Here is a 24,707-nt window from a genome sequence, read left to right on the forward strand (position 1 = left end):
ACTTACTCCTTTATTTTCGCTAACAGCTGCTGCATGCAGCGGCGGATCTTATCGGCGTCGTGGCGGACCAAATCGTCGCTGAAATCCAGCAGCGGCGCCGGGGTAACCTGATAGGGATGCTCTTGCTGCAGGATGCTGACAGGCTTTCCGCCTTCTAACGCATAGCGGTTCAGGACCGCATCCGGGATCGGATCCTGAGCGACCAGCACCTCGTCGATCTTCGCACCGTGACGGACCAGTGCGTCGACATGATCCTCCATTGTAAAATCGTCGGTTTCACCCGGCTGGCTCATCGCGTTGCACAAATACACGCCGTAAGCGTCCGACTGGCGGATCGCTTCGGCGATCTCCGGAATGATCAGATTCGGCAGGATACTGGTGAAGATGCTGCCGATGCCGTAAATGATCACATCCGCTTCGCGGATCGCCCGAACTGCCTTCTCGGAGGCCTTGACGGTTTCCTGATAAAACACCGTGTCGATCCGGTTATTGATATTGGGAATGTTGGACTCCCCGCGCACGATCGTGCCGTCGGCCATCCGGGCGAACAGCGTGATCACCTGAGTAGTAGCGGGAATGATATCGCCGCGCACATTGAGGATCTTGGAAAGAATTCCGATGCTTTCCAGAAAGCTGCCGCAGCTCTGCGTCAGGGCGGTCAGAATCAGATTGCCGAGGTTGTGGCCCATGACGCCCTGATCTTCCTGATCAGGATCCGGATCGCCTTCAAAGCGATACTCCATCAGATTTTTAAGCAAGGTTTCCGACTCCGCCAGCGCGATCAGCACCGCGCGGATATCGCCCATCGCGGGGATATGAAACTGACGCCGCAGCCGTCCGGTGCTGCCGCCGTCATCCGCCACGGTGACGATCGCCGAGATTTGAATATCCTGAATGAATTTAATGCCGCGCAGGATGACCGACTGGCCATGCCCGCCGCCGATAACGACGACCTTCAACGGGTTATTGTTCATCCAGCCCCCGCTTATCGCGATGTTCTTTATAGCAGTTATACTGGATCTTATAGTGATCATACAGGAAATTCGTGATCGCGACGGAGCGGTGCTGGCCGCCGGTACAGCCAATCGCTACGGTGAAGTGATTCTTGCCTTCCTTGACATATTCGGTAAACGCGTAATCGAGAAATTCCAGCAGCCGCTTGATAAATTCCCGGGTTTCCGGTTTGTCCATGACGTAATGGTAGACCTGCGGATCGTCGCCGGAGTAGGGACGCAGTTCGACTTCCCAATAGGGATTGGGGAGAAAGCGCACGTCGATCATCAGATCGGCATCCAGCGGGACGCCGTGCTTATAGCCAAACGAGATGAAGCTGATCGAAAAGACCGGCGCGCTGCTCAGTGAGAAATACTTCTCGATTTTCTGCTTCAGTTCCGACGCTTTTAAAAACGTCGTGTCGACGGAAAGAAACGCGGTGTCTTTGTAATTCTGAAACATCTGCCGCTCGACGCTGATCGCTTCCTCCAGCGTATTGCAGACGTTGGAGATCAGCAGCGGATGCGTGCGCCGCGTGGATTTGTAGCGGTGCAGCAGCACATCATTGGATGCGTCCAGAAACAGTACGCGCACATCCATATCCTCACCCTCAAAAGCATTCAGGAACTCCGGGAAATCCTTGGCCGACGTTGCCAGCGCCAGATAGGAATAGCGCGGATCGGTACTGCTTTCAATTAGATCCACCAACAGGCTTAACAGCTGAACGGGAAACTGGTCGATGCAGTGATAACCCATATCTTCCAAAACGCTGGTCGCGCTCGTCTTGCCTGCGCCGGACATTCCGCTGACCAGGATTACACGCTTTTTCTTCATCTCGATCACCTCTTGTTTTGTTAGCTGTATTTTACCACAGCCCCTGGCGGTTCTCAATCGGGAACATGCCGATTTTTATTCGGAGAACTTTCTTCTTCAGCTTCAGCGTTTAGTCCGGAAAAGATTCCTGAGGAGCGCATCTGTTTCACAAAAAAAGAGAAGTCAAAATCCGGCGGCTCCTTGTCAATAAGATGGCGGCGGCTTATCAAACCTTGTAACCTTATCGCTTTCTTATTCCGAAACGCCCGGCCGACTTCCCGATCAGCTGATTTTAACCTTGCGGTGATGAATATAATAGGCATACGGATCTAACAGACTTCCCGCCTCATCCCTCAGAATCCGGGGCTGTCCCTCCGTCATCCGCCGGATCAATGTTTCCGCCGTATTTAACCGGATCGGGTCGCCGCCGGTCTGAATCACGAAAAAATAGATGCGTTTGATCTTCTTGTTTTTGACCGGCAAGGGTTTCGCAAGATCGAACAGCTTGGTCATCATCCGTCTTTTTTCCGAGGTAAACAGAATGATATTCAGCGTCTCATCCCATACCAGCCAGTCCAGATGCAGAAATTTCCGATACAATAAATAAGCCAGCCACTGCTGGTCAAGCTCTTCCAGATAAAAACTGATCAGCGTCTGCTTCAGTTCCTCCATACTGGAAAAACGGGCGTCCAGATAAACGTCCTCCCGGCTCAGCGGCGAGAACGGCGTTTCATATTTCAGCGACGGCTGAATCATATTCTGATACAGCGACTGGTAGTCATCGTTGTTGAGATAGTAGTCAATTTTTAAAACCGGGATGGAAGAGGACACGGAAACCGGCACGCTTTCGTCAAAGCAGATTAAGAAGTCCACGGTTTCCGAAGAAATGTCCGCCAGTTCCCGCTCTCTTAGAATATCCACGGATTTGACATAATAATGCAGCCGTTCCAGCAGCGCTTCCTTTAGCGCCTCCCCGACAAACACATTCGCGACCGGATACAGAGCCAGCCGCAGCTGCATCCGCTTATTCTCGATCTTCTTGATCTGACGATAGATAAACAGTGAAATCAGACATTGCGAGACCTCGCCGATATCGCAGTCGAACCAGTTCTGAATGATATCGTGAATGATGATCGCGATCTGACAGGAAACCGGCGTCTGCTTGGCAATCCGCACCAGCTCGGAGGTCGTGTTGTTTTCCGGGATTTTAAACGACATCCGCACGACGATCGGGATCAGAAAACGCAGAAATTCCGTCTTCATCGCCTCCATCGCCGTGAGGTTTAAAATGTCTAAAGAGGCGAATTTTCTGCGGATTTTATCAAACAGGACGACTGCCAAATCATAAAAAGGCCCGAATCGGGTTTCTTCGATCGCCGTATCGGACAGGTCCAGATTGCATAAGAGAAACAACAGCTGAAAGCGCTGTTCCTGCGGCGGCAGTGGTTCTCCATAATACGCTGCCAGCTGCGAACCCAGATCATCCAACGGAAACAGCGGCCGGAATTGATCGAGCAGCTGCGCCTGTTCCTCAGAAAAGCTCACAAAATGGCCGGCCTTCCGGCGTTTTTCCGACAACATGATCATGACGATCCATTTCCGGGTTTCCAGGTCGCTGATCCCCATTTCCCGCGTGCAGATCAAATCGGAAACCATTTTCGCGATCGCCTCGCGTTCCTCGCCTTCCATCTGATCCTTGTGATCGACGTCCAGAAACACGTCCATCATCTTTACCTTGTGGTTGTAGTAACAAATTGAATCCATGTAGCAGAACCGGTAGTTGATTTCGTTGCCTTCGATCTTCATCCCCCGGTAAGGGCGGCTGATCAGTTCCAGATTGTAATCGCCCAGCATTTTCCGGACTTCCTTCATCTCCCGGGAAATCGACTGCGGATTCAGCCACATCCGATCGGCGATCGTCTCCAGCTTGATATACTCCTCGCTGATCAGCAGCTGTTTCAAAATGGTGTTGATGCGCAGCTTGAAGTTCTCCTGAAGATCGTAGACATTGTAGAACCGGTAGCGGAACTGGTTTTTCAGCTCCCGGATCACCCGCGGATCCTGCGCCTGCAGAAGAAATCCCCGGTTCTTGCGCAGACAGATCTGAAGGTTATTCTTGCGGATGGTATCGTTGATCACCTGAATATCGTTATGGATTGTTTTCTCGGAGACGTTCATCTGTTCGCACAGCATCGAATAAGTCAGATATTGTCCCGTATGATTAAGAAATTCGTAGAGCAGGGACAGCTGCCGGTAATTTGCGTTCATGCCCAACATCCTTTGCTTTTCATGCCTGTTTCCTCCTCATTATAGCATTGCGCCGCTTTCTTTCAGGTCAGCAATCCTATGCCAAATTTTTCCTTTTCTTGGGAATTCCTGTCTTCTCAGCTTGAATCAACACAAAAAAGGAAGGGGACTTCCTTTTTTGCGAGCCGATCAGAAAATGCCGAAGAATGAGCCGGTGATCGCCATGACCAGAATCAGCGCGATCACGGTGATCGGCTTCCATTTGCGTTTAAGCAGGGCAACGATGCCGAACAACAATCCCAGTTCCAGCAAGCCCGGCATGATCTCGTCGAAGATTGTCTGGACGACCATCTCCGCGCCGCCGCCCATCGGGACAACCAGCGGAATCTGCACGGAAACCATCTGCGCCACCAGCGCGCCGACCATCATTAAGCCCATGATGCACGCCGACTGGGTGATCATGCCGATGATGCCGGAATGGAAGGCTTCGGTGATAACGTTGGTACCCAAGCCATAGCCGAGCTTGATCAGCGTCCATTTCAGCGCCAGAAACAGACCGCCGTAAATCGCCACGAACAACACGACGCCTAATGGATTGCCTTGCGAGGCCAGCGCGATGCCGATGCCGCCGGAAATGACGCGGATGCAGTTGAAGAACAGGGAATCGCCGATCGCTGCCAGCGGTCCCATCAGGGACGTCTTGATGTTGGTAATCATCTGCGGCGAGACGGAATCCGGATTGGCCGCCCGCTCTTTTTCCAGCGCGTAGCTGACGCCCAGACACAGACCGGACATACTGGCATTGCAGTTAAAGAACTCGGTATTGCGCAGCATCGCTTCCCGGCGCAGGTCTTCCTTTCCGGCGTAGACTTCGTTAAGAATCGGGAACAGGCAGAACGCATAGGTCTGGCCCATCATCTTCACCATGTTGAAGGTCGCCCAGAAATGACCGGAACGCCAGAACAGGTGTCTCAGGTTTTTCTTTTCTTCCGGTGTATACGTCTTTTTCATTGGAACAGGTCCTCCTTCCCTTCCTGATTTTCAGGCAGCTGCGCGATGATTTCATCCTTCATTTTCTTAATCTGGCCTTGGCGGGTGTAGTTCAGAATCGCTGCGGCGAGGGCAAAGATACTGACGCCGATGATCGGCAGATGGAGGAACTTGACGCAGGCGAAGCCGATGAAGAAGTAAATCCCCAGCTCTTTCGACCAGATCATCGAGGTCAGGATCGCGAAGCCGACGGCCACTAACATGCCGCCGGAGACGCTCAGCCCGTTCATGACGAAGGCTGGAAGCAGGTTGGTAACCGCCTGCAGATTTTCCACGCCCAGCGCAGCGGCCAGGAAAACCACCAGAGTTTTCGGCAGCGGACGGATGATAAACAGGCTTGCATAATGCAGCAGTGTATAAGATTTATCCTTGCCTTCGCGGGCAAATTTTTCAAACAAGCCGACTAACGAAATATCAATCGGGGAGATCAGCGTGCTGACATACTGCATGACCGTGCCGATCGGCACCGCCAGCGCCAGCGCCAGATTGAGATCTGCGCCGGTCAGCACGACGAAGGCCACCGACAGAATCGAAGCTGAACAGGGATCGGAAGGAATTACGCCGCCGATCGCGGAGATGCCCATGTAGATCGCTTCCAGGGAAGCGCCCATGATCAGACCGGTTTTCATATCCCCTAACGCAAGTCCGGTCAGAAATGCGACGAACAGCGGACGCCAGGTAGCGTCCCAGGCCATGCTGCAGTCCAGCAGGTAGACGATGTAGTACACAAACGCCAGAATCAAGGCACTTTGTAACATGGATTTTCCTCCTCTTTCTTAAAGAAATTGTTTCAGGTCTTTTTTGGGCAGCGACGGCAGCACCTGCACCTCGCAGCGGACGGATCGGGCGATTTCCCGCAGCTGTTCCAGCTCTTCTTCACTGGCTGAGAAATTGTCAGTCAGCGCCCGGCGTCCCCGGCGGTTGCCGACGCGGCCGAAGTTGCCGATATTGACGCAGGGAATCCCGGGCACCTGCCGAACCAGCTTCAGCGCATCGCACGGCTTGTCCACAACGATCAGAATCTTTAACCCTGCCGTGCGCTTGTCGTGGAACAGGCTGACCGCTTCCCGGACGGTTTTTACCGCGACCTTTATCCCCGGCGGTGTTGCCATCCGCAGCGTCATGGTAACCAGCTCGTTGGCTGCCGCCTCATCGTTGGCCACCACCACGGCGGTGATCCCCAGCTGGCGCGTCCAGGCCGTAGCGACCTGCCCATGGATCAGACGTTCGTCAATCCGCAATAACTGAATCATTCACTTTCACCTCGCTTTCTCTTTCCAGAAATTCATCTTTCTTTTTGGGATCGTGTGAAGAGATCCTGCGGTACGCTTCTGATAACTTCATTGTAAAGAGCTTGGGAAGCAAATACCATCGCACAGAATTCGTGTTTAACCGGTAATTTCTCCAGGCTTTTTTCCTGCGTAAAAGGTTCCTTTTCCCTGCATTTTCAAGACTGCCTGATTGTCAAATACAAAAACAACGGGATGAACCCGGAGTTTATGCAGGGAATTTCGCTGACAGGAAATCAAAAAAAGATCTGAAACTCCTCGGTCAACCCCGAGTGTTCCGGACCTTTATTGCCATTTTGGCATTCAGCCGATTTTGAGATCTGTAATCGCCGGATTGCGTTCGATCTTATCATTCTGGCGATAGACCGTCCGTCCCTGCACAATGGTCTCCAGGACGTGAAATTCCTTGTCAATGACGATCAAGTCCGCCTGTTTCCCCGGCTTGAGACTGCCAATCCGAGAATCCAGCTGGAAATGCCGGGCGGCGTTGAGCGAAGACATTTTCACCGCTTCCGTCAACGGTAAGTGCAGAGCGGAGGTCAGATTGCGCAGACCGTCGATGACGAACAGACTGCTTCCGCACAGGACGTCGCTGCCCTCCACAACCACCCGGCAATCCGGCTTCAGCCGCACCGGCCGGGGCTGAGTATCATAGACGCCCTCCTCCAGGCCAGCCAGCTCCGAGGCGTCGGCGATCATGCACAAGTGATCGCTGCCCTTGACCTGAAGCATCAGCTGGATAAATTCCGGGCTGAGATGGATAAAATCACAAATCAGCTCGGCCATCACTTCCGGATGAAGCATCAGCTGGCCCAACACCCCGATGTCCCGCTGATGGATCATCGACATCGCGTTGCCGGCATGACTCACGCTGCGCACGCCCCATTCAATTCCCTGCTTCATCTGGCTCGAAGAAGCGTCGGTATGACCGGCCGCCACCTGAATTCCCGCTTTCCGATACGTTTCAATCGCCGCCTGCGCCCCCGGCAGCTCCGGGGCCAGCGTTACATATTTCAGCAGACCGCGCCCGGCTTCGATGAAACGCTCAGCCAGTTCTCGGCTTGGATTCGGCATCCATTGCGGCGTCATAAACCCGGCGCCGGATTTCTTCAAGCTGAAACACGGCGCCTCCAGATTGATGCCCAGAATCTGTGCGCCCGGCATTTTTTCATGATGGACCAGATCCGCGATGCCAGACATGATCGCGCCCATTTTCTCCTCGGACCACAGCGATACCGTCGCCATAAACGAAGTGACGCCGCGGGAAGCATAGAACCGGGACAGCTTGCGGATTTCATCAATCGAGCCGGAATTGGCCAGATAATTTGTGAGATATCCGCCGCCCCCATGGGTGTGAATGTCGATGATGCCCGGCAAAATCGCCCAGGCTTCACTTCCTTCCGCTTCATTCAGCGATTCCGGCTGAATGGCGGTAATCGTATCTCCCTGAAACGTCAAACTGCCTTCAACGATGCCCTGTTCTGTCACGATCTGACGGGATAGTAGCTTTCTCATTCGTTTGTACCTTCTTTCTGCAATGCTCTGATTTCACTATAAAGAAGCAGCGCCTGAATTTCCATCAGAAAAAGTTCGGGTTTCAATGGAAACCAAAACCAGGGAAGAACCCATCCGGATCGTTCGCAGGACGAGCCTTATTCCTCATCTGCACGGAATTCATCAGGATAGAAACGGTTTTTCAGAATTCGATCTGAATCTGATCCCGCAAAGCTTCGACCCTTTCCCGCCGGGCGATCCCGCGGCTGAACGCCGTCGCGGTGCCGCAGGCGGCTGCCCAGCGCAGACTGTCTTCCAGCATGCAGGCAGGATTTTCAAGCGCTGCCAGAAAGCCTGCGACCATAGAATCGCCGGCCCCGACGGTACTGACGGTCGGGCCTGCCAGCGGCAGCTGGCGATAGACGCCGCCCCCGGCCGCAAAGAGGACTGAGCCTTCCGCCCCCATCGACACCAGGATATGCCCGGCGCCCTGATCCCGCAGCTCCTCAATCTGATCCGATATAGGCGCTTGAGGATTGGCAACGAGCTGGCGTAGTTCCGCAAGATTGGGCTTGATCAGAAACGGATGGAAGGGCAAGGTATCCCGCAGGAGTTCGCCTTCGGCGTCCACAACGACGCGAATGGCGGGATCCGCAGCCTGTGCCAGAATTTGTTGATAAATCGATCCGGGCAGCGTGGGCGGCACATTCCCGGACAGCACCAGCGTATCCCCGGGCTGAATCCGGCGGATCCTGTCTAACAGCGCTTCTCTTTCCGATGCGCTGACCTGGGGTCCCCGGCCGTTGATCTCCGTTTCCACTCCCGCACTGATTTTGACGTTAATCCGCGTCTGCCCCCTCGCACAGCGGATAAAATCCGCATTGACGGCCTGATCCCGCAGCTGGCGGATCAATTCCTCGCCGGTAAACCCGGCGGCGAAGCCCAGCGCCGTGGTTGGCACGCCCAGCTGCGCCAACATCAGCGACACGTTGATACCCTTGCCCCCGCCGATCAGACTCTCGGTGACACAGCGGTTCGTTGCTCCCAGCTTGAACGTTTCCATGGTGCAGTAATAATCCAGCGCCGGATTTAAGGTGACAGTATAGATCATAATTTTCCTCTTTTCTTCGTGCCGTTTTCCCTTCATCAAAAACCGCAGATGATTGAAAAAAACCTGAACCGGATAAGGTTCAGGTTCAATTCGTCACGCTTAGGCGAAATGCAGCTCGTAGCTCATTTCCGCCACGTGGCTGATCGTCTGGTAGACGGAGCAGTATTTCGTCGCCAGATCAAAGGATTTGCGGACCGCGTCTTCCTTATCCGTTCCGTGAATCGTTACGGTCAGATGCACCGTTTTTAAGGTTGTCGGAACCTCTGTGCGCTTTTCGCCTGCGACCACGATTTCCGCGCCTTCAATTTCAATCCGTTTCTTTTCCAGAATGCCTGAGAACGTCGCGTACAAACAGGACGCCAGCGCGCCGTAAAGCATGTCATAAGGCGCTGCCTCGCCCGCCCCGCGGCCGATCTTGACGCTGCCCTCGTCCAGCAGCAGCTCGCCGTTGAAGCCGTTGGCAAATCGAATTGTTCTTGATGTCATCTTTTTCGTTCCTCCTTTTTACTTCTTCATGAATCCGCAGGATTCCATTTCCGGTTTCCCTGCGCGTTCCTTCTTACTCTACGCTTTGACGATTATGTCGATGCGCTTACTGCTTAATCTGATGGAATGCCTGCTGCGCGGCGATCGCGCCGTCGTTGGCCGCGGTGACCACCTGCCGCAGCGTCTTGGCCGTCACATCACCGACGCCGTAAATGCCGGCCCGGGCAGTTTCCATATTGTTGTTGACCCGGATATAACCACGCTCGTCCAGAATCCCCAAATCCTGCGCAAATTCCGTGCACGGATCTGCGCCGATGTACGGGAACACCGCTTTGGTTTCCAGCTTCATCAGCTGCCCGTCATGAACGTTTTTCAATACGATGCCGCCGACTTTCCCCTCCTGTTCCAGAATTTCGACCGGAACATGGCTGCGGATGATGTCGATTTTCGGATTCTGTTCGATCGCCTGCTGGATGATCGGCTCCGCACGGAAGACGTCCCGGCGGATCACGATGTGAACCTCGCTGGCAAATTGTGTCAGATATAACGATTCCTCAAGCGCGGAATTGCCGCCGCCGATGACCGTCACCGGCTGATCGCGGAAGAAGCTGCCGTCGCACACCGCGCAATAGGATACACCCTTGCCCGTCAGCTCTTTCTCATTTGGAATGCCCAACAGCCGCTCGCGCGTTCCCGTGGCGATGATCACCGCCGGAGCGGTATAGATCTGACCATCCGCGCAGACCACCTGCTTGATCGGACCGTCGATGATTTTTTCGACGTCGCCATAGAGATATTCCGCGCCGAAATGGGTGGAATGCTCGAACATCTGATACGCCAGCTCCGCGCCGTTAATCTCCTTGATTCCCGGCCAGTTCTGAATTTCAAAGGTTTTAATCATCTTGCCGCCGGGCGCCGCTTTTTCCAACATCGCCGTTTTCAGACCTGCACGACTGGCATACACCGCCGCGGTCATGCCGGCGGGACCGGCGCCGATGATGATTACATCATATTGTAAGTCCATGCAAGATCCTCCTTCACCAGTGCTTCCACCTGCCGCAGATCGTCGATGATCCGGTTCGGTTTCTCCTTTTCCAGCTGTTCCCGGCGTTCCAGATTAAACAGATAACCGACCGAGAAGACGCCGGCATTACGGGCGGCCTGAATATCCATCGGACTGTCGCCGATGTAGATCACGCTGTCGTGACCCTCGTTGACCAGCCGGCAGGCCGTCAGAATGCCTTCCGGATCCGGCTTGCCGTTTTGCACATCATCATGACCGACGATCACATCGAAATAATGATCCATGTGATTCAACGTCAGCCCCAGCAGAACCATTTCCTTAACCTTCGTGGACACAATGCCCAGCTTATAGCCCTGCGCTTTCAGACTTTCCAGCAGCTCGACCGCTCCGTCCATCGGCTTAACCAGATCGGCGTGCGCGGCGCGGTTGTGCTCGCGGTATTCTTTGACCAGCTGCTCGGTATCCTGCTCTGGGAAATATTGCGCAAACATCGTCTGCAGCGAAGGCCCCAGCACTGCCAGCTGTTTATCGCGGGTGAATTCTTCTTCTGTTCTGTACTTTTTAAACAGTTCGCGGTAGCTCTTTAAGATCGCCGGTTCCGTGTTCAGCAGCGTTCCATCCAGATCGAACAGAATCACCGGCTTCGGATTTTTCATGACCTTGCGGAAGACGCCGAGCATCCCCAGCAGACCGACGATGATGAAGACGACCGAGATCACCTGCGCCATCCGCAGCCGGCCGAACATCAGACTGTCTGTACGCAGACCCTCGACGACGATCCGCACCGCCCCATACCAAAGCAGATAGGCGTAGACCATATCGCCGCGCTTGGGTTTGGAATATTTCTTATAGACAAACACGATCAGAATGAAGCCCAGAATATCGCCGACACTTTCATAGAAGAACGTCGGTTCACGGTAGGCTCCCTGGATATACATCTGGTTTTTAAACCACTCCGGGAAAAACCGGTAGAAGGATTCGCTGACCGTGCGGCCGAACGCCTCCTGATTGATGAAGTTGCCCCAGCGGCCGATCCCCTGCGCCAACAGCACATTCGGCACGATCGCGTCAGCCATCCGCATGAAATTGATCTTATGCTTGTGCGCATACCACAGACCGAACAGCACCCCGCCGAACAATCCGCCCTGGATCGCCAGACCGCCCTCAAACGTATAGAGAATATGGATTGGATTGGCCAGGTAATATTCCAGGTTATAGAACGCGCAGTACCACAGCCGCGCGCCGATCAGACCGCAGATCAGACAGCCGAGGAACAGGTCCTCTGCGGTTTCGGCTTTGTACCCCATCTTTTTAATTTCCTTGACGCAGAAAGAATACGCCAGGATCGCTCCGCAGAGGATGATCACTGCGTACCATTTAATTGACAGACTTCCGATAGCGATAAAAGTCTGCGGATCAGGAAAAAACTGCATTGTCGATTACTCCTTTTCTGTTTCCGGCGGTACGGCATTGGCGGCGTTTTGCCGCTCGATGTAGTCGTACACCCGGTTTTCAAACGCTTTCGCGCTGTCAAAGCCCATTTCTTTCAGGCGGAAATTCGTGACCGCCGATTCGATCAGGACCGCGATCGTCCGGCCTTCTTTAACCGGCAGCACGATCTTCGGTACGTCGACCTCCAGAATGTGCATGAACTGTTCCGTTTCAATTCCCACCCGCGCATACTCTGCGCTGGAATCAAACTTCTCCAGCGACACGACCAGGTCGATCGTTGCCGAAGGCAATAACGCGCTCGCGCCGAACATCTTGGCAACGTCGATGATACCGATGCCGCGGATTTCCAGCATTCCCTGAAGCAGCTCCGGGGAATGACCGATGATGCTATTGTGGACGCGGACCACGTCGACGCGGTCGTCCGCGACGAGAATGTGACCCTTACGGATCAGTTCCAGCGCGGTTTCACTCTTGCCCATGCCGCTTTCGCCGCAGATCAGCACGCCCTTGCCATAGACGCTGATCAGGACACCATGAATACTGTCGGACGGTGCCAGACGTTCGTCCAGAAAGCTGATCAGATCGACCATCAGCCGCGAGGTCGTCATCGCCGTGCGGAAAATCGGGAAATTCTTGTACCCCGCGACTTCCAGCAGCACCGGCGGACATTCGCGGTGATGGGTGAGAATGATCGTCGGCGTATACCCGTCGGTCAGCTGTTCAAAACGCTCTCGCTGGATTTCCACGGAGAGCGTGTCGATATACGCTTGTTCTTTATCGCCGATGATGACGATCCGGCGCGGCTCGGTATGCTTATAGAAGCCCGCCAGCTCTAAGCCCGGACGATTGACATCCGGTACAATCACCCATCGGTTTAATGATTCCTCATTGCCAGAGAGCTGTTCAAATTTAAAATAACTTTGCAGCTCGCTGATCATGACCTTGCCTTCGTATTCCATAGCCTCATCCTTTCTCAAGCATGGATTTCAGATATTGGCCGGTATAGCTCTTTTCCACCTTGACGATCTGTTCCGGCGTGCCCTTGGCGATGATCGTGCCGCCCTGGTCGCCGCCTTCCGGGCCAATATCAATGATGTAGTCGGCGCATTTAATCACATCGAGATTGTGCTCGATGACAATGACCGTATCTCCATTATCGACGATTCGCTGTAAGACCGCAAGTAATTTTTTAACGTCGTGGGTATGCAGGCCGGTCGTCGGTTCATCCAGGATGAAGACGGTCTTGCCCGTCGCCTTGCGCTGAAGTTCGCTCGCCAGCTTGACACGCTGCGCTTCGCCGCCGGACAACGTCGTCGCCGGCTGGCCCAGCTTGACGTAATCCAGGCCGACGTCATGCAGCGTCTGAAGCTTGGATTTAATGCGGTGGATGGAGGAAAAGAACTCGATCGCTTCCTCAACCGTCATCTCCAGCACGTCGTAGATGTTCTTCCCTTTATAGGTGACCTGGAGCGTCTCCTCATTGTAGCGCTTGCCATGGCATTCCTCGCACGGTACGTAGACGTCCGGCAGAAAGTGCATCGAAATGCGCTTCACACCGTCGCCCTGACATGCTTCGCAGCGGCCGCCGCGGACATTGAAGGAAAAGCGCCCCTTGTCATAGCCGCGCAGCTTCGCTTCCGGCGTCTGGGTAAACAGATCGCGGATATCATCGAACACCCCGGTGTAAGTGACCGGATTGGAACGCGGGGTGCGGCCGATCGGATCCTGCGAAATCTCAATCACCTTGTCGATGTTTTCCAAGCCCAGGATCGCTTTGTGCTTGCCCGGCTTGATGCGCGTGCGGCCGAGCGAATGCTGCACGGCTTTGCACAGGATTTCATTGACCAGTGAGGATTTGCCGCTGCCGCTGACGCCGGTGACGACGGTCAGGGTGCCTAACGGGAACTTGACGTTCACATTTTTCAGGTTGTTCTCCTGCGCGCCCTTGATTTCCAGAAACAAACCGTTGCCCTTGCGGCGCTTGGTCGGAACGTCGATCTTTTTGCGGCCGCTGAGATATTGGCCGGTAATCGAGTTTTCACATTGCATGACTTCCTGCGGCGTTCCGCTGGCGATCACTTCGCCCCCATGCACGCCCGCACCCGGTCCGATATCGACGATCCAGTCGGATTCCATCATCGTTTCCTCGTCATGCTCGACGACGATCAGCGAGTTGCCCAGATCGCGCATATTCTTCAACGTCTTGATCAGTCTCGCGTTATCACGCTGATGCAGCCCGATCGACGGCTCGTCCAGCACGTACAGTACGCCGGTCAGCTGTGAGCCGATCTGCGTCGCCAGCCGGATCCGCTGCGCCTCGCCGCCGGACAACGTGCCCGCCAGCCGGTCCAGCGTCAGATATTCCAGACCCACGTCCTTCAAGAACGTCAGCCGGCTGACGATTTCTTTGATGACCAGTCTTGCGATCTCCGCCCGCATCGGATCGAGCTGCAGGTTTTTCATAAAGTCCAGCGCCTGAATGACCGACATCGTCGTCCATTCATAGATGTTCTTGCCGCCCACGCGCACGCTCAGCGCCATCTCGTTCAGCCGCTTGCCGCCGCACTTCGGACACGGCGACTCCGCCATGAACGAAGCGTACCATTCGCGCGACATCGTCGAGGTCGTTTCGACAAAACGCCGCTCGATCAACGTCTTGACGCCTTCAATGTAATCGTTGCGGCTGAAGCGGTTGCCGGAACGGGAAGCGATGCTGTAAGCAATCGGTTCTTTGGAACCGTATAAAACAATTTCCAGTTCTTCCGGCGTGAAATCCTGGATCGGCTTATCCAGGTCGATATGGTAATGCCGGCACAAGGTATTGAATGTCTGCCATTCAATGTTCTCCGTGTCGACAATATTTTTGTAATACACGATGCCGCCCTTGCGGATCGACTTCGACCGATCCGGAATCAGATAATCAATGTCCACTCGCTGGGTGATGCCCAGACCCTTGCATTCGTCGCACGCCCCCAGCGGCGAGTTAAACGAAAATAACCGCGGTTCCAGACGCGGAACTGAAAAGCCGCACTTTGGACAGGAATAATTCTGAGAGAACAACAGCTCGTCTTCGCCTGCCAGCACCACGACGATGCCATTGGCCAGCTTCACTGCCGTTTCCAGTGAATCATGCAGCCGGGAGCGGATACCGTCATTCTTCACAATCCGGTCAACAACGACGTCGATCGAATGCTTTTTGTTTTTCTCTAATGGTTTGACGTCTTCCAGCAGAATCATCTGTCCGTCGACGCGGGCCCGCAGATAACCATCCTTCAACAGTTTCTCAAAGACATCCTTAAATGTTCCCTTTTCCCGATGCGCCACCGGAGCCAGGATCTCCAGCCGCGTCTTTTCCGGCTGTTCCATAATCCGGTCAACCATCTGCGTGATCGTCTGGGAAACGATCGGTTCGTTATGAACCGGGCAATACGGAACGCCCACGCGGGCATACAAAAGCCGCAGGTAATCGTAGATTTCCGTGACCGTGCCGACAGTCGAACGCGGGTTGTTGCTCGTGGTCTTCTGATCAATCGAAATCGACGGCGACAAGCCTTCGATCAAATCGACGTCCGGTTTCTCCACACCGCCCAAAAACATCCGCGCATAGGCGCTTAACGACTCGACATACCGACGCTGTCCTTCCGCATAGATCGTATCAAACGCCAGCGACGTTTTCCCTGATCCGGACAAACCTGTCATGATGACCAGCTTATCCCGCGGGATCGTCAGATCAATATTCTTAAGGTTGTTTTCACGCGCGCCTTTAATCACAATTTTATCATGTTGCATGTTCTTACACCTCGCTTCATATAGCTTTCCCAAGAGTGCTTCTATTGTACATCATTCTTTAAAAAAATGCTTGGGAATGACTACTTCCTCCTTATTATAGAGGGTGAGCGGGACTGCCGCAAGCTTTTCTTGAACGATATTCAAGTTAAATTCATGAATTTCAACAATCGTTGACAAAGACGTCAGCTTTTCATCACCTGTTCGTGATAGAATAGAGGAGATAAAAAAAGGAGGCTGCCATGAAAAGCGCTGAAGAGAGAAAGCAACAATCCATCGCTTTGCTGAAAGAGCAGGGCGTGCCTTATATTGAACATCTGCCAGTCATTGAAACCGCCGACGACGTCCGCCTGCGCAGCGCCGAGGAAATCGCGCGCCGGGCGATCTGCTGCCTGATCACGATCCAGCTGGCCTGCGATTTACAGAACCAACAGGACGTTGAGGACTCGCGATTGTTTATGACTGGACTGTTAGACCGCTTCGGCGTTCGGCTGTTTCTGACGGAGAAAGAAAAAGCGATCTTTAACGATACGGCAACGGAACAGGACTGGGTCAACATGGTTTGGAAATACGAAGCCTACTGGCCGCTGATCTGGGCGCTGGGTCTGGTCGATTCGCTGGCCTTCCCGGATCAGATCTGCGATTGTCAGAAAGCAATCGAAGTCGTCAGCACCAAAGCGACGTTTGACGAATTCATGAAGGACGTGCAGCTGCGGCCGATCGACGACATTCTCGACGAAGCGGATTTAATCTTCCGCTATGACTGGGCGTGCGTCGACGCGCGGATCAAAGGCGAACCGGCTCCGGCCGGCTTGAACAGCGAAGTCGTCTATGAACGGCATTGGGGACTGAACTGGCTGATCGACGTCGACGGACAGAATGACTGGGATCACGTCAGCTGCAATACCTGAAGTGAAATCGGCGATCTTTATTTAAGGAGACGGCTTTACCTGCGGAATACCGCAGGAAAGCTGTTTTTTTTGATATCCTTTTCAGCTTTGTTTGATCTTGGAAATTTTTCTTAAATCAAAAAGACACGAACCCCTTCCTTTGACAGCTGCTTGCCTGAAAAAGGAGAAGACGTGTCTTTTTTATCCGTTTATTCAATAGGATTATCGGTGATCACCCATGAAAAACAAGCCGATAACGCCCGCGCCGGTATGACTGCCGATCACCGGTCCGGTATAACTGATCAGCGACTGGGAAATACCGAAGCGGTCTTTCACCATCTGCGCAACCTGTTCAGCTTCCGGCTGGACATCGCCCTGGCAGATCATGAAAATCTCATCTTTGTCTTTCCAGCTGCCCATTTTTTCTTCCATCAGATCTACCAGCGTCTTCAATGATTTATTGCGGCCGTGGACTTTTCCGATCACCTGCAGCGTGCCGGCGTCGTCGACATGCAGGATCGGTTTGATACTGATCATTGAGCCAACAATGGCGGCGGTCTTCGACACCCGTCCGCCGCGGTAGAGATGATTCAGATCATCCACGGTAAACACATGGCAGACGTTCAGCTTATGCGCTTCAATCCACGCCGCCGTTTCATCCAGCGAAGCGCCGCTGACTTTCATCTGATTGGCCTGATAAAGAAGCAATCCCATTCCCGTTGAAGCGCACAACGAGTCGATCACGACGATCCGGCGGCTGAAGCCTTCCTCACTCAACATCTGTGCCGCGATCCGGCAGCTGTTGTACGTGCCGCTAAGCGCCGATGAGAAGCACACGCACAGAATGTCTTTATCCTGCCGCGCCGCTTCGCGAAAGCCCATCAAGGCCGCTTCAGGATTCACCTGGGAAGTGACTGGCATTGCGCCCTGCCGGAGCTTGTCATAAAATTGCGTCATCGGCAGGCTGTCCGCCAGCGTATAGGTATGATCGTCAAGTGTATAAGTCAGGGATAAAACAGGAATCTGATTCTCGCGATAGAAAGACTCCGGCATATCCGCCGTGCTGTCAGTCATCAGAATAAATTCGCTCATAGGAACTTCCTCCTCGTTATAAACTACAAGTCATGGTGTTTTTTTATCATTTTGGAGAATAAGCAACACCTGGTACTTATTGGATGATAGAAGTATAAGCCCTATCGTTATCTGAAACAACGGTCAGATTCTTGTGCAGCGTGGTTTATGTGACTTATTTCACAGCATTTGTTGTTTTATTAAGAAATTTTTCTGCTCTGGAATGAAATAGAAAGGCTTTTATTCAACAAACCTGCTTCTTTATTGACATAAGCAACACATGGGGATTATACTAGGCTCAAATCAGGTGAGGATATGGAAAAAAACTTAAATGCAAAAGACAAGCGCGTGATCAAAACACGAAAAGCAATTATCGGCGCAACCATTCAACTTATGGGCGTTAAACGAATCGAACAGATTACTGTTAAAGAAATAGCGGATACCGCGTTGATTAACCGCAAGACCTTTTATACTCATTATGATTCGATTTACGATGTTCTTAACGATATTGAAAACGAAATCATCCAATCGCTGATTCAGATTCTGGACAGTACGGATTTTTCCGCAGAACGGCTGAATCCGTATCCCCTGTTCGAGAAATTAACGGCGATGATCAATCAGGACGCGGAGTTTTTCCATTGTCTGCTTCAATCCTCAGGGCATAGTCACTTGTTAAATAAAATTAAAGGCGTCATCAAAGATCATCTTCTGATTCAATTTGATAAATACTTCCCCAACGATACGGTTTTGCCGCAATATGTGCTGGAATTCATCGCATCCGGTTTGATCGCTGTTTATCAGCAGTGGTTCGATGCGAATGAATCAGAGCCTTCATTGGAAGAGATTTCCAAAATCACCGGTTTGCTTATCTTTGACGGTGTCAACGGCGTGTTTCGTCAAAAGCAGCAGGAATTACTCGATGCCGCAAACTCACATTCGCAGAGTTTTCAGTAAAATGCAAGAGGTCACTCCCAGCCAGTGGGGCGTTCGCTTTTTTCCGACTTTCCCCTTTTGAAACCGGGGATTTCGCATCGCAGCTTGATCGGTTCTGGAACACTTTATCTGAACACATTGTAAAAAACCTGTTGATTCTGTCCTTCAACAAGGCAAAATCAACAGGTTTTTTTATGAGAATCCCAATATTCCGTATTTCTTATTTATACGGCTTATCCATCTTTAAGTGCGGATAACGGGGAACAATCTCTTCATTCACCGCCTGATCCAGAGCTTGAAGCAGCGTGCTGAAATGCCGGGGATCAAATTTTTCGATCATGTCCTGCAGCAGCTTTAAACCTTTCTCTCCGCGCTGTTCGCGTTCTTCTTCTGTAACAGAATACTCCAGTCCGCCATGTTCTTCTAATTCCGCATAGAACGAGCCGAATCCGCCGGTGCCGGAATTCAGTTTATGCAAATCTTTCTTAAACCATTGTTTCGCATTTCCTTCCCGGCGTTTAGTCAGGAAGGCTTCCCGATCAAAGTCAGGCAGAACCGGAATGAATTCCAGCTGATTCATCGCTTTATACGCACCATACATCAAATCTGTGAATGTTTCCATGCGATCCTCGCCGCATTCCCAACCGTTTTCCCTTGCGATTTCCATGACGTGGCCCAGCTCCAGATGACATATTGGATTCTGTGTTTCATGAAAAAAATCCATGCAGACGGAATTGATCGTCAGATAGGCCGGTCCATGCATGCTCAGGAAAAAGATCCGCTTGAATCCCAGTTTATAAAAGGCATAAACCAGAGTTTTCAGGTAATCATATCCCGCTTTAATGGAGATATTCACCGTACTTTGTCCGATCGCGGTTGCCCCGGCATGAAAAAATGGAAGATTAATTACCGCCAAACCGTCAGCCTTCTCCGCCATCATGATAGCGGCGGCTTCTGCCAGAATGGATTCACAGTCCACCGGAAGCTGACCGTGAAGTTCAGTCACCCCGACGCTCATAAACAGCGTATCCCCGCCGTTTTTCAAATATTCCGTAATTTCTGCGTCAGTGCATTTATTGTAGATTCTTGTTCTCATTGTTCATCCTCCTTATTTTCAATTATATTTCTTCACAAATTGAGCCGCAAGCTTGACGTCGCTGCGATCAGGAAAGAAATTTTCCGCTTTATTACTACTAATTCCTGACCTTTGTCATTAAATTAACAATCCCTATGCAAAGCGTCCAATTTCAAAATTTTCGCACATCAGCAAAAAGTCCATGCACAGGGAGGAGCGCATGGACTTTCTTTACTTATTTCTTTTACCTGACTTTATTGGACAAGATGTTGTACAATTCGACTTTTAATTTTCAACGAGGTCCTTTACAATACTCTGACGATAATCTGAAGCCCATGGCTTCTCATCCTTCCTATCTCCCTTTCTGATTTCCGAACGCTCCTTATTTTTTCTTCTGGAATGCGATGTAATCCCGATACCAGTAATAGCTCTTCTTCGGTATACGCTGGCAATGATTCGCATAGTCAACATGGACTAATCCATAACGTTTCTCATACCCGTTGATCCAGCTGTAAAGATCCATTGTACTCCAGACATAATAACCTTGAAGGTTACAGCCTTCTTCTTTCGCTCTGGCAAAATAATCGAGATACTCTTCAAGGAAAGCAATCCGTTCCGAATCATTGATTTCTCCTGATTCACTTTGTTCTTCAAACATCCCATGACCGTTTTCCGTAACGAAAACCGGAACGTTGTTATACTCATCGCGTAAACGAATTAATGCGTCATATCCGCATTTTGGATAAATCTCGCGGCCCCAGGGATTTTTGCGGGTTGTCGGATCAATATCCGGTTGAAATAAACCTTTGACCGTCACCCCTTCCAGGGCCTGACTCTGCCGTGGATCATTGTTGACAACCATTTGTGTTTCGCCAAATTCATACGGTTTTACCAGCTTTCTCGCGTAGATATTATCGCCGATCCAGTCAACGGTATATTCCTTGATTAAGTCCAGGTCTTCCTGCCTGACAAAGGACAGATCAACCCCTAACTTGCGCAGCGTTTCGCCTAATCCTTCCGGAAACTTCCCCAAGACGGCAGCGCCAATCAGCCAGCCGTGAAACAACATATTGGCATACCGCTTCGCTTCCTGGTATTCCGGCGTATCTTTCAAGATATCGGCTCGGCTCGCTCCGGAATTTACAATCCCAATTTTAGCTTTAAGATTCAGTTTACGGAATTCCCGGACCGCCATTGCATTGGCAACCATGTTGTGATAACAGACCTTAACAAGATTCTGAACATCCCCGACATGATTCGGCGGGTAATTCCCGACCAGATAGGAACAATAAGAATTATGGTTCGGTTCATTGATCGTTGCATAATATGGAATCCGATCACCGAAAATTTCGAAACACCGCTTGCAATAAGCTGCGAATTTCGCCATGGTTTCCCGTTTTTCCCAGCCTTCCGCCCCAATATAGCTTGGCAGATCATAGTGAAGCAGAGTCACGTTCGGCACAACCCGGTACTTCTCGCAGATATCCAGAACGCGTTGGTAGAAAGTGACGCCCGCCTGATTAACGATACCATCATCCCGGGGAAAAATCCGCGCCCAGCTGATTGAAAAGCGAAACGTATTTTGCCCGCCTTCCGCCAGCATGCGGATATCTTCCTCGAAATGATGATAGAAATCGCAGGCTGTATCCGCTGTGATCCCCTTTGTGTTTTTATCGCTGTGAACAAAATCATCCCAAATACTTGGACCTTTGCCATCCTCCTGCCATGCGCCTTCGCATTGATAGGCCGCTGTCGCTGATCCCCACAACATCTGATCGCCGTCTTTCATCTTTTTCATTGATTATCCTCCTTTGTATTGATCCATCGCTTTAAACATAATCCATTTTGATTAAAGAATTGCCTTTCGCTTATCGAAAATCCGTTACCTTGTTCCTGTCGTACCATTTCTTGGCATGCTTTCCTTTTTCAGAACGATCCGCGTCGCAAGGAAAGACACGGCCATCCCGATCAATGCGGTAACGATTGCGATCAAAACGTAATTAATATTCCCATTTTGATCGACGAAGAACAACAAGGTCAGCCATCCCGGACACCCGCCGTGAACAAATGTTTTCAGCTGGAAGAATCCTGCGAAAAGTCCCGCGCAGGCTGCGCCTATGGCATGGCCGATCATACATTTTGGATGCGAGATCAGCTGACCATAGAATGCGGGTTCTGTAACCCCACACAAGGCTGTCACTCCGGAAGAAACAGCCGTCGCTTTCTGTGCTTTGTCCTTCATGGTCGTAGCCAGCGCCAACGTTGTAGCGCCAACGCAGATATTGGAAATAAAGCCAATGACAATCGTCACCGGATTGTATCCGAGTTTATCAAGCAGTTCCAGAGCAATCGGATGCAGTCCTTTATCCAGGCCGAACATAACCATATAGGGATAGATCATCGACAACAATGGCAGCGCGATCATTCCCAGCGTATTGGATACCCATAAGACAAAATCCGCGACATACCCGCTTAACAAATTTCCAGCCGGAGCCAAAAGAATTAAAACGACAGGCGTGACAAGGATCATCGTTAACAGTGGTTTTAAGAAATAGGACAGAGTCTTAGGCAGAATCTTCTTCAGGCCTTTATCGACATAATACATCAGAACGACGCCCAGAATCACCGGCAAAATCGTCGATCGGTAGCTAACCTGCGGAACAGGGATTCCAAAAATATCGGGGATCAGTCCGCCTTCAAAGGTCGGTGCGATTAAAACAGCGCCAAGCATTGCACCCAGGATCGGCTGCATTTTCAGCTGCTGTGCCATCGTATATCCGATATAGACAGGCAGGAATTTAAAAGCGGCGTCAAAGATATTCAGCATCCATTGAGCAGTCCCGCTGTCAACGGAAACGCCGAAATAATTGACCAGTAAATTTTTAATCGCCAGAATCATTCCACCAGTAATCAGAGCTGGAATGATCGGCATGAATATCGGTGCGATAAAGTTGCTGAATTTTAACAGATAATATTGAAAATCACGTTTTTCCTCAGAAATTTCTGTTCTCTCTTCATCTGACTGGTCTTCGGGTTCCTCTGTTCCGGTCCAGCCACTGACCTCCAAAAACTCATTGTACGCATCATGAACATCTGGGCCAATGATCACCTGAATTGTTCCTGCCCGGACAATCAGCCCTGAGGAATTTGGGAGGTTTTCCAACTTTTCCATTTGGATGAGATCTTTGTTTTGATAACTGACGCGCAGCCGGGTTGCACAGTGCGTAACATACGTGATGTTCCTTCTGCCCCCGATGTTTTCCAAAAGCTGTTCAGATAGTGCCGTATACTTTGACATCTTAGTTCCTCCTTTACGACTATCTAACTGCTGGATTCAGACAGCCTTCTGCAGTCAGCTGTCCATTCGATTCGCGCTAATCTGATCCATGTATCAAAAATAAACTAATGTCTATTCTGATCCCTGCTGTTGTTGAGACGGATTAAATGAATCATCAGATACATTTTTTCGTCTTCGTTGATTTCATATTGGCAACGATTTTCAATCATCGTTATGATTTGTTCTGCACAACGTCGTTCTGATTCATGAGATTTTTCCATATTCACCAAAACGTTATCGAATAACAAACTGGACGGCTCACTTTCATCATTGCAGAATACCCGCTGTATTAAGAACCGACAGTGTGTCATGAACCGATCAAAAGCAACAGTATCTTGATCAATGTTCAGCGTCTGAGCAACACCACGGGCAATCTCTGTCATCATCGTGGTAATCTCATAAATTTGTGGCATCTGACAATTCATCTCAGCATTGATGATGTGCAGTGCGATGAAATTGGCTTCTGAATCCGGAATCTTGATCCGCAGCCGGATACGCAAGGCATGAACAGCAGCCAAACCCAGCTTGTACTCTTCACGATATAAATTTTTTACATTGATAAGCAATGCAGGATCAAACTCCACGCCAGCTTTAACACGTTCGCTTGTGGTATATAGATGATCCGTCAATGTGACGTAAATAAAGTCGTTGATTTTCTTTGTCGATTTCTTCTTAATCTCGGTAATAATCTGATCTGCAGCTAAAATGTACGGCAATGGCGTATTTTTAACAATAGATTGAAACTTATAATTCGTCTCTTTTTCCAGGCAGAATACTTTTTCAATCTTTCGTTCATCAATTACGTCATTTTTGCGAATGCCAAAACCAATTCCACCACCGACAAGAATGATTTCCTCACCTTTATCATTTTTGGAAAGAATGCTATTGTTGTTAAATATTTTAACCGCAATCATAATCCCTCACCTCTTTCGCTATAACACTGAAAATACAGGTTCATTAGTTTGAACTGGACCCTGATCGCAAAGCAGCTGGATCTTTCGATTGGTTGCGATCAACATCAAAGTCGGATCATAATTCATTTCCTCAATATATGAAAAATCGACGATCATTAACAGATCTCCACATTGCACAAAATCGCCAAGCTTTACTGCTTCGTGAAAGGGTTTACCCTGCAGTTCCACGGTATCGATTCCAATGTGGAGTAAAAATTCAGAACCTTCCTCTGATTGAATACCTAAAGCATGTTTCGTTTCAAACAGCATGACTATTTTTCCAGCAACAGGACTGAATATTTGATTATTCTCAGGCAGAATCGCAATCCCATCGCCAAGCATCCGTTTTGAAAAAACTGGATCAGTAACAAAGTCTAAACTTTCTGCGATCCCCGCGACGGGAGCAAATACTTTCATAAAACCACTCCTTTTAAATACAGAAAAGACCTATCCGCAACGATGTGCAAATAGGTCTCGCTTGTTTAACACAATAACAATCCTAATGTGCTTTCTATAATGTATTTCTATTATCGCAAACAATGTAAGCGTTGTCAATGTGTTTTATTTATTTGTTAATTATTACCTTTGTGTATTCAAAGCTTGTTTCCGTGAATCAGGCACCGAGGATTTAATAAAAAAAGGCTCCCAGAGAAAGGGAACCGGAGAACCTGGCAACGAGCTACGTTCACTATGGCAGGCATAG

At 50.8% G+C, this 24,707-nt stretch carries 21 protein-coding genes; 2 read left to right on the forward strand and 19 right to left on the reverse strand.

Annotated features, from left to right (window positions below; genetic code table 11):
- Positions 1–2: 2 nt before the first annotated feature.
- From AC5OW4_RS03465 to uvrA, 13 genes are all read right to left on the reverse strand, one after another.
- Positions 3–974 carry a gluconeogenesis factor YvcK family protein gene (locus tag AC5OW4_RS03465; protein WP_072682971.1) on the reverse strand — a complete coding sequence of 324 codons (972 nt, stop codon included), beginning with the start codon at positions 972–974 and terminating at the stop codon, positions 3–5.
- Positions 964–1,827: an RNase adapter RapZ gene (rapZ, locus tag AC5OW4_RS03470; protein WP_072682970.1), complete on the reverse strand. Its 864-nt coding sequence runs from the start codon at positions 1,825–1,827 to the stop codon at positions 964–966. The genes AC5OW4_RS03465 and rapZ overlap by 11 nt, the downstream gene beginning before the upstream one ends.
- 261 nt (positions 1,828–2,088) lie before the next feature.
- The gene (locus tag AC5OW4_RS03475; RefSeq protein ID WP_308560251.1) at positions 2,089–4,074 is read right to left on the reverse strand and encodes a BglG family transcription antiterminator; all 1,986 of its coding nucleotides are present in this window, start codon (positions 4,072–4,074) and stop codon (positions 2,089–2,091) included.
- Positions 4,075–4,242: 168 nt separating this feature from the next.
- The gene (locus tag AC5OW4_RS03480) at positions 4,243–5,064 is read right to left on the reverse strand and encodes a PTS system mannose/fructose/sorbose family transporter subunit IID (protein ID WP_195397086.1); all 822 of its coding nucleotides are present in this window, start codon (positions 5,062–5,064) and stop codon (positions 4,243–4,245) included.
- Entirely contained in the window at positions 5,061–5,861 is an 801-nt protein-coding gene (locus tag AC5OW4_RS03485; RefSeq protein WP_195397085.1) for a PTS mannose/fructose/sorbose/N-acetylgalactosamine transporter subunit IIC, read from the reverse strand. The genes AC5OW4_RS03480 and AC5OW4_RS03485 overlap by 4 nt, the downstream gene beginning before the upstream one ends.
- An 18-nt stretch (positions 5,862–5,879) precedes the next feature.
- Entirely contained in the window at positions 5,880–6,356 is a 477-nt protein-coding gene (locus tag AC5OW4_RS03490) for a PTS sugar transporter subunit IIB (RefSeq protein WP_195548293.1), read from the reverse strand.
- Between the two features lie 339 nt (positions 6,357–6,695).
- Positions 6,696–7,907, reverse strand: coding sequence for an N-acetylglucosamine-6-phosphate deacetylase (nagA, locus tag AC5OW4_RS03495; RefSeq protein ID WP_493676649.1), 1,212 nt, complete (start codon positions 7,905–7,907; stop codon positions 6,696–6,698).
- A 181-nt stretch (positions 7,908–8,088) separates the two neighbouring features.
- A complete protein-coding gene (pfkB, locus tag AC5OW4_RS03500) occupies positions 8,089–8,997 on the reverse strand; it encodes a 1-phosphofructokinase (protein ID WP_195548295.1) in 909 nt (302 codons plus the stop codon).
- Positions 8,998–9,096: 99 nt separating this feature from the next.
- On the reverse strand, positions 9,097–9,483 hold the full coding sequence (locus AC5OW4_RS03505; RefSeq protein WP_072683278.1) for an OsmC family protein: 387 nt from the start codon (positions 9,481–9,483) through the stop codon (positions 9,097–9,099).
- 106 nt (positions 9,484–9,589) lie between these two features.
- Positions 9,590–10,507, reverse strand: a complete 918-nt coding sequence (gene trxB, locus AC5OW4_RS03510; RefSeq protein ID WP_195548296.1) for a thioredoxin-disulfide reductase — start codon at positions 10,505–10,507, stop codon at positions 9,590–9,592.
- The gene (lgt, locus tag AC5OW4_RS03515) at positions 10,486–11,940 is read right to left on the reverse strand and encodes a prolipoprotein diacylglyceryl transferase (RefSeq protein ID WP_308560257.1); all 1,455 of its coding nucleotides are present in this window, start codon (positions 11,938–11,940) and stop codon (positions 10,486–10,488) included. The genes trxB and lgt overlap by 22 nt, the downstream gene beginning before the upstream one ends.
- Positions 11,941–11,946: 6 nt before the next feature.
- Complete coding sequence (hprK, locus tag AC5OW4_RS03520) at positions 11,947–12,918, reverse strand: HPr(Ser) kinase/phosphatase (RefSeq protein WP_072682961.1); 972 nt, start codon at positions 12,916–12,918, stop codon at positions 11,947–11,949.
- Positions 12,919–12,922: 4 nt separating this feature from the next.
- Entirely contained in the window at positions 12,923–15,748 is a 2,826-nt protein-coding gene (uvrA, locus tag AC5OW4_RS03525) for an excinuclease ABC subunit UvrA (protein WP_308560259.1), read from the reverse strand.
- A 239-nt stretch (positions 15,749–15,987) separates the two neighbouring features.
- Here uvrA and AC5OW4_RS03530 point away from each other — a divergent pair, with 239 nt between their 5' ends.
- Entirely contained in the window at positions 15,988–16,656 is a 669-nt protein-coding gene (locus AC5OW4_RS03530) for a DUF4272 domain-containing protein (protein WP_195548299.1), read from the forward strand.
- A 201-nt stretch (positions 16,657–16,857) separates the two neighbouring features.
- Here the strand turns inward: AC5OW4_RS03530 and AC5OW4_RS03535 are convergent, their stop codons facing one another.
- On the reverse strand, positions 16,858–17,727 hold the full coding sequence (locus tag AC5OW4_RS03535; protein WP_072682958.1) for a DegV family protein: 870 nt from the start codon (positions 17,725–17,727) through the stop codon (positions 16,858–16,860).
- A gap of 294 nt (positions 17,728–18,021) precedes the next feature.
- On the opposite strand from AC5OW4_RS03535, the gene AC5OW4_RS03540 reads away from it, so the two are divergent.
- Positions 18,022–18,660, forward strand: coding sequence for a TetR/AcrR family transcriptional regulator (locus tag AC5OW4_RS03540; protein WP_072682957.1), 639 nt, complete (start codon positions 18,022–18,024; stop codon positions 18,658–18,660).
- A 199-nt stretch (positions 18,661–18,859) separates the two neighbouring features.
- On the opposite strand, the gene AC5OW4_RS03545 is transcribed toward AC5OW4_RS03540, so the two are convergent.
- The 5 genes from AC5OW4_RS03545 to AC5OW4_RS03565 form a co-directional block, all read right to left on the reverse strand.
- Complete coding sequence (locus AC5OW4_RS03545; RefSeq protein ID WP_195397078.1) at positions 18,860–19,735, reverse strand: creatininase family protein; 876 nt, start codon at positions 19,733–19,735, stop codon at positions 18,860–18,862.
- A gap of 361 nt (positions 19,736–20,096) precedes the next feature.
- Positions 20,097–21,512, reverse strand: coding sequence for a glycoside hydrolase family 1 protein (locus tag AC5OW4_RS03550; RefSeq protein ID WP_493676650.1), 1,416 nt, complete (start codon positions 21,510–21,512; stop codon positions 20,097–20,099).
- Positions 21,513–21,596: 84 nt separating this feature from the next.
- Positions 21,597–23,012: a PTS transporter subunit EIIC gene (locus AC5OW4_RS03555; protein WP_493676651.1), complete on the reverse strand. Its 1,416-nt coding sequence runs from the start codon at positions 23,010–23,012 to the stop codon at positions 21,597–21,599.
- 104 nt (positions 23,013–23,116) lie between these two features.
- On the reverse strand, positions 23,117–23,965 hold the full coding sequence (locus AC5OW4_RS03560) for a PRD domain-containing protein (RefSeq protein ID WP_493676652.1): 849 nt from the start codon (positions 23,963–23,965) through the stop codon (positions 23,117–23,119).
- A gap of 18 nt (positions 23,966–23,983) precedes the next feature.
- Positions 23,984–24,421, reverse strand: coding sequence for a PTS sugar transporter subunit IIA (locus AC5OW4_RS03565; RefSeq protein ID WP_493676653.1), 438 nt, complete (start codon positions 24,419–24,421; stop codon positions 23,984–23,986).
- Between the last annotated feature and the right edge of the window lie 286 nt (positions 24,422–24,707).

The organism is Holdemania sp. (genome assembly GCF_986127675.1).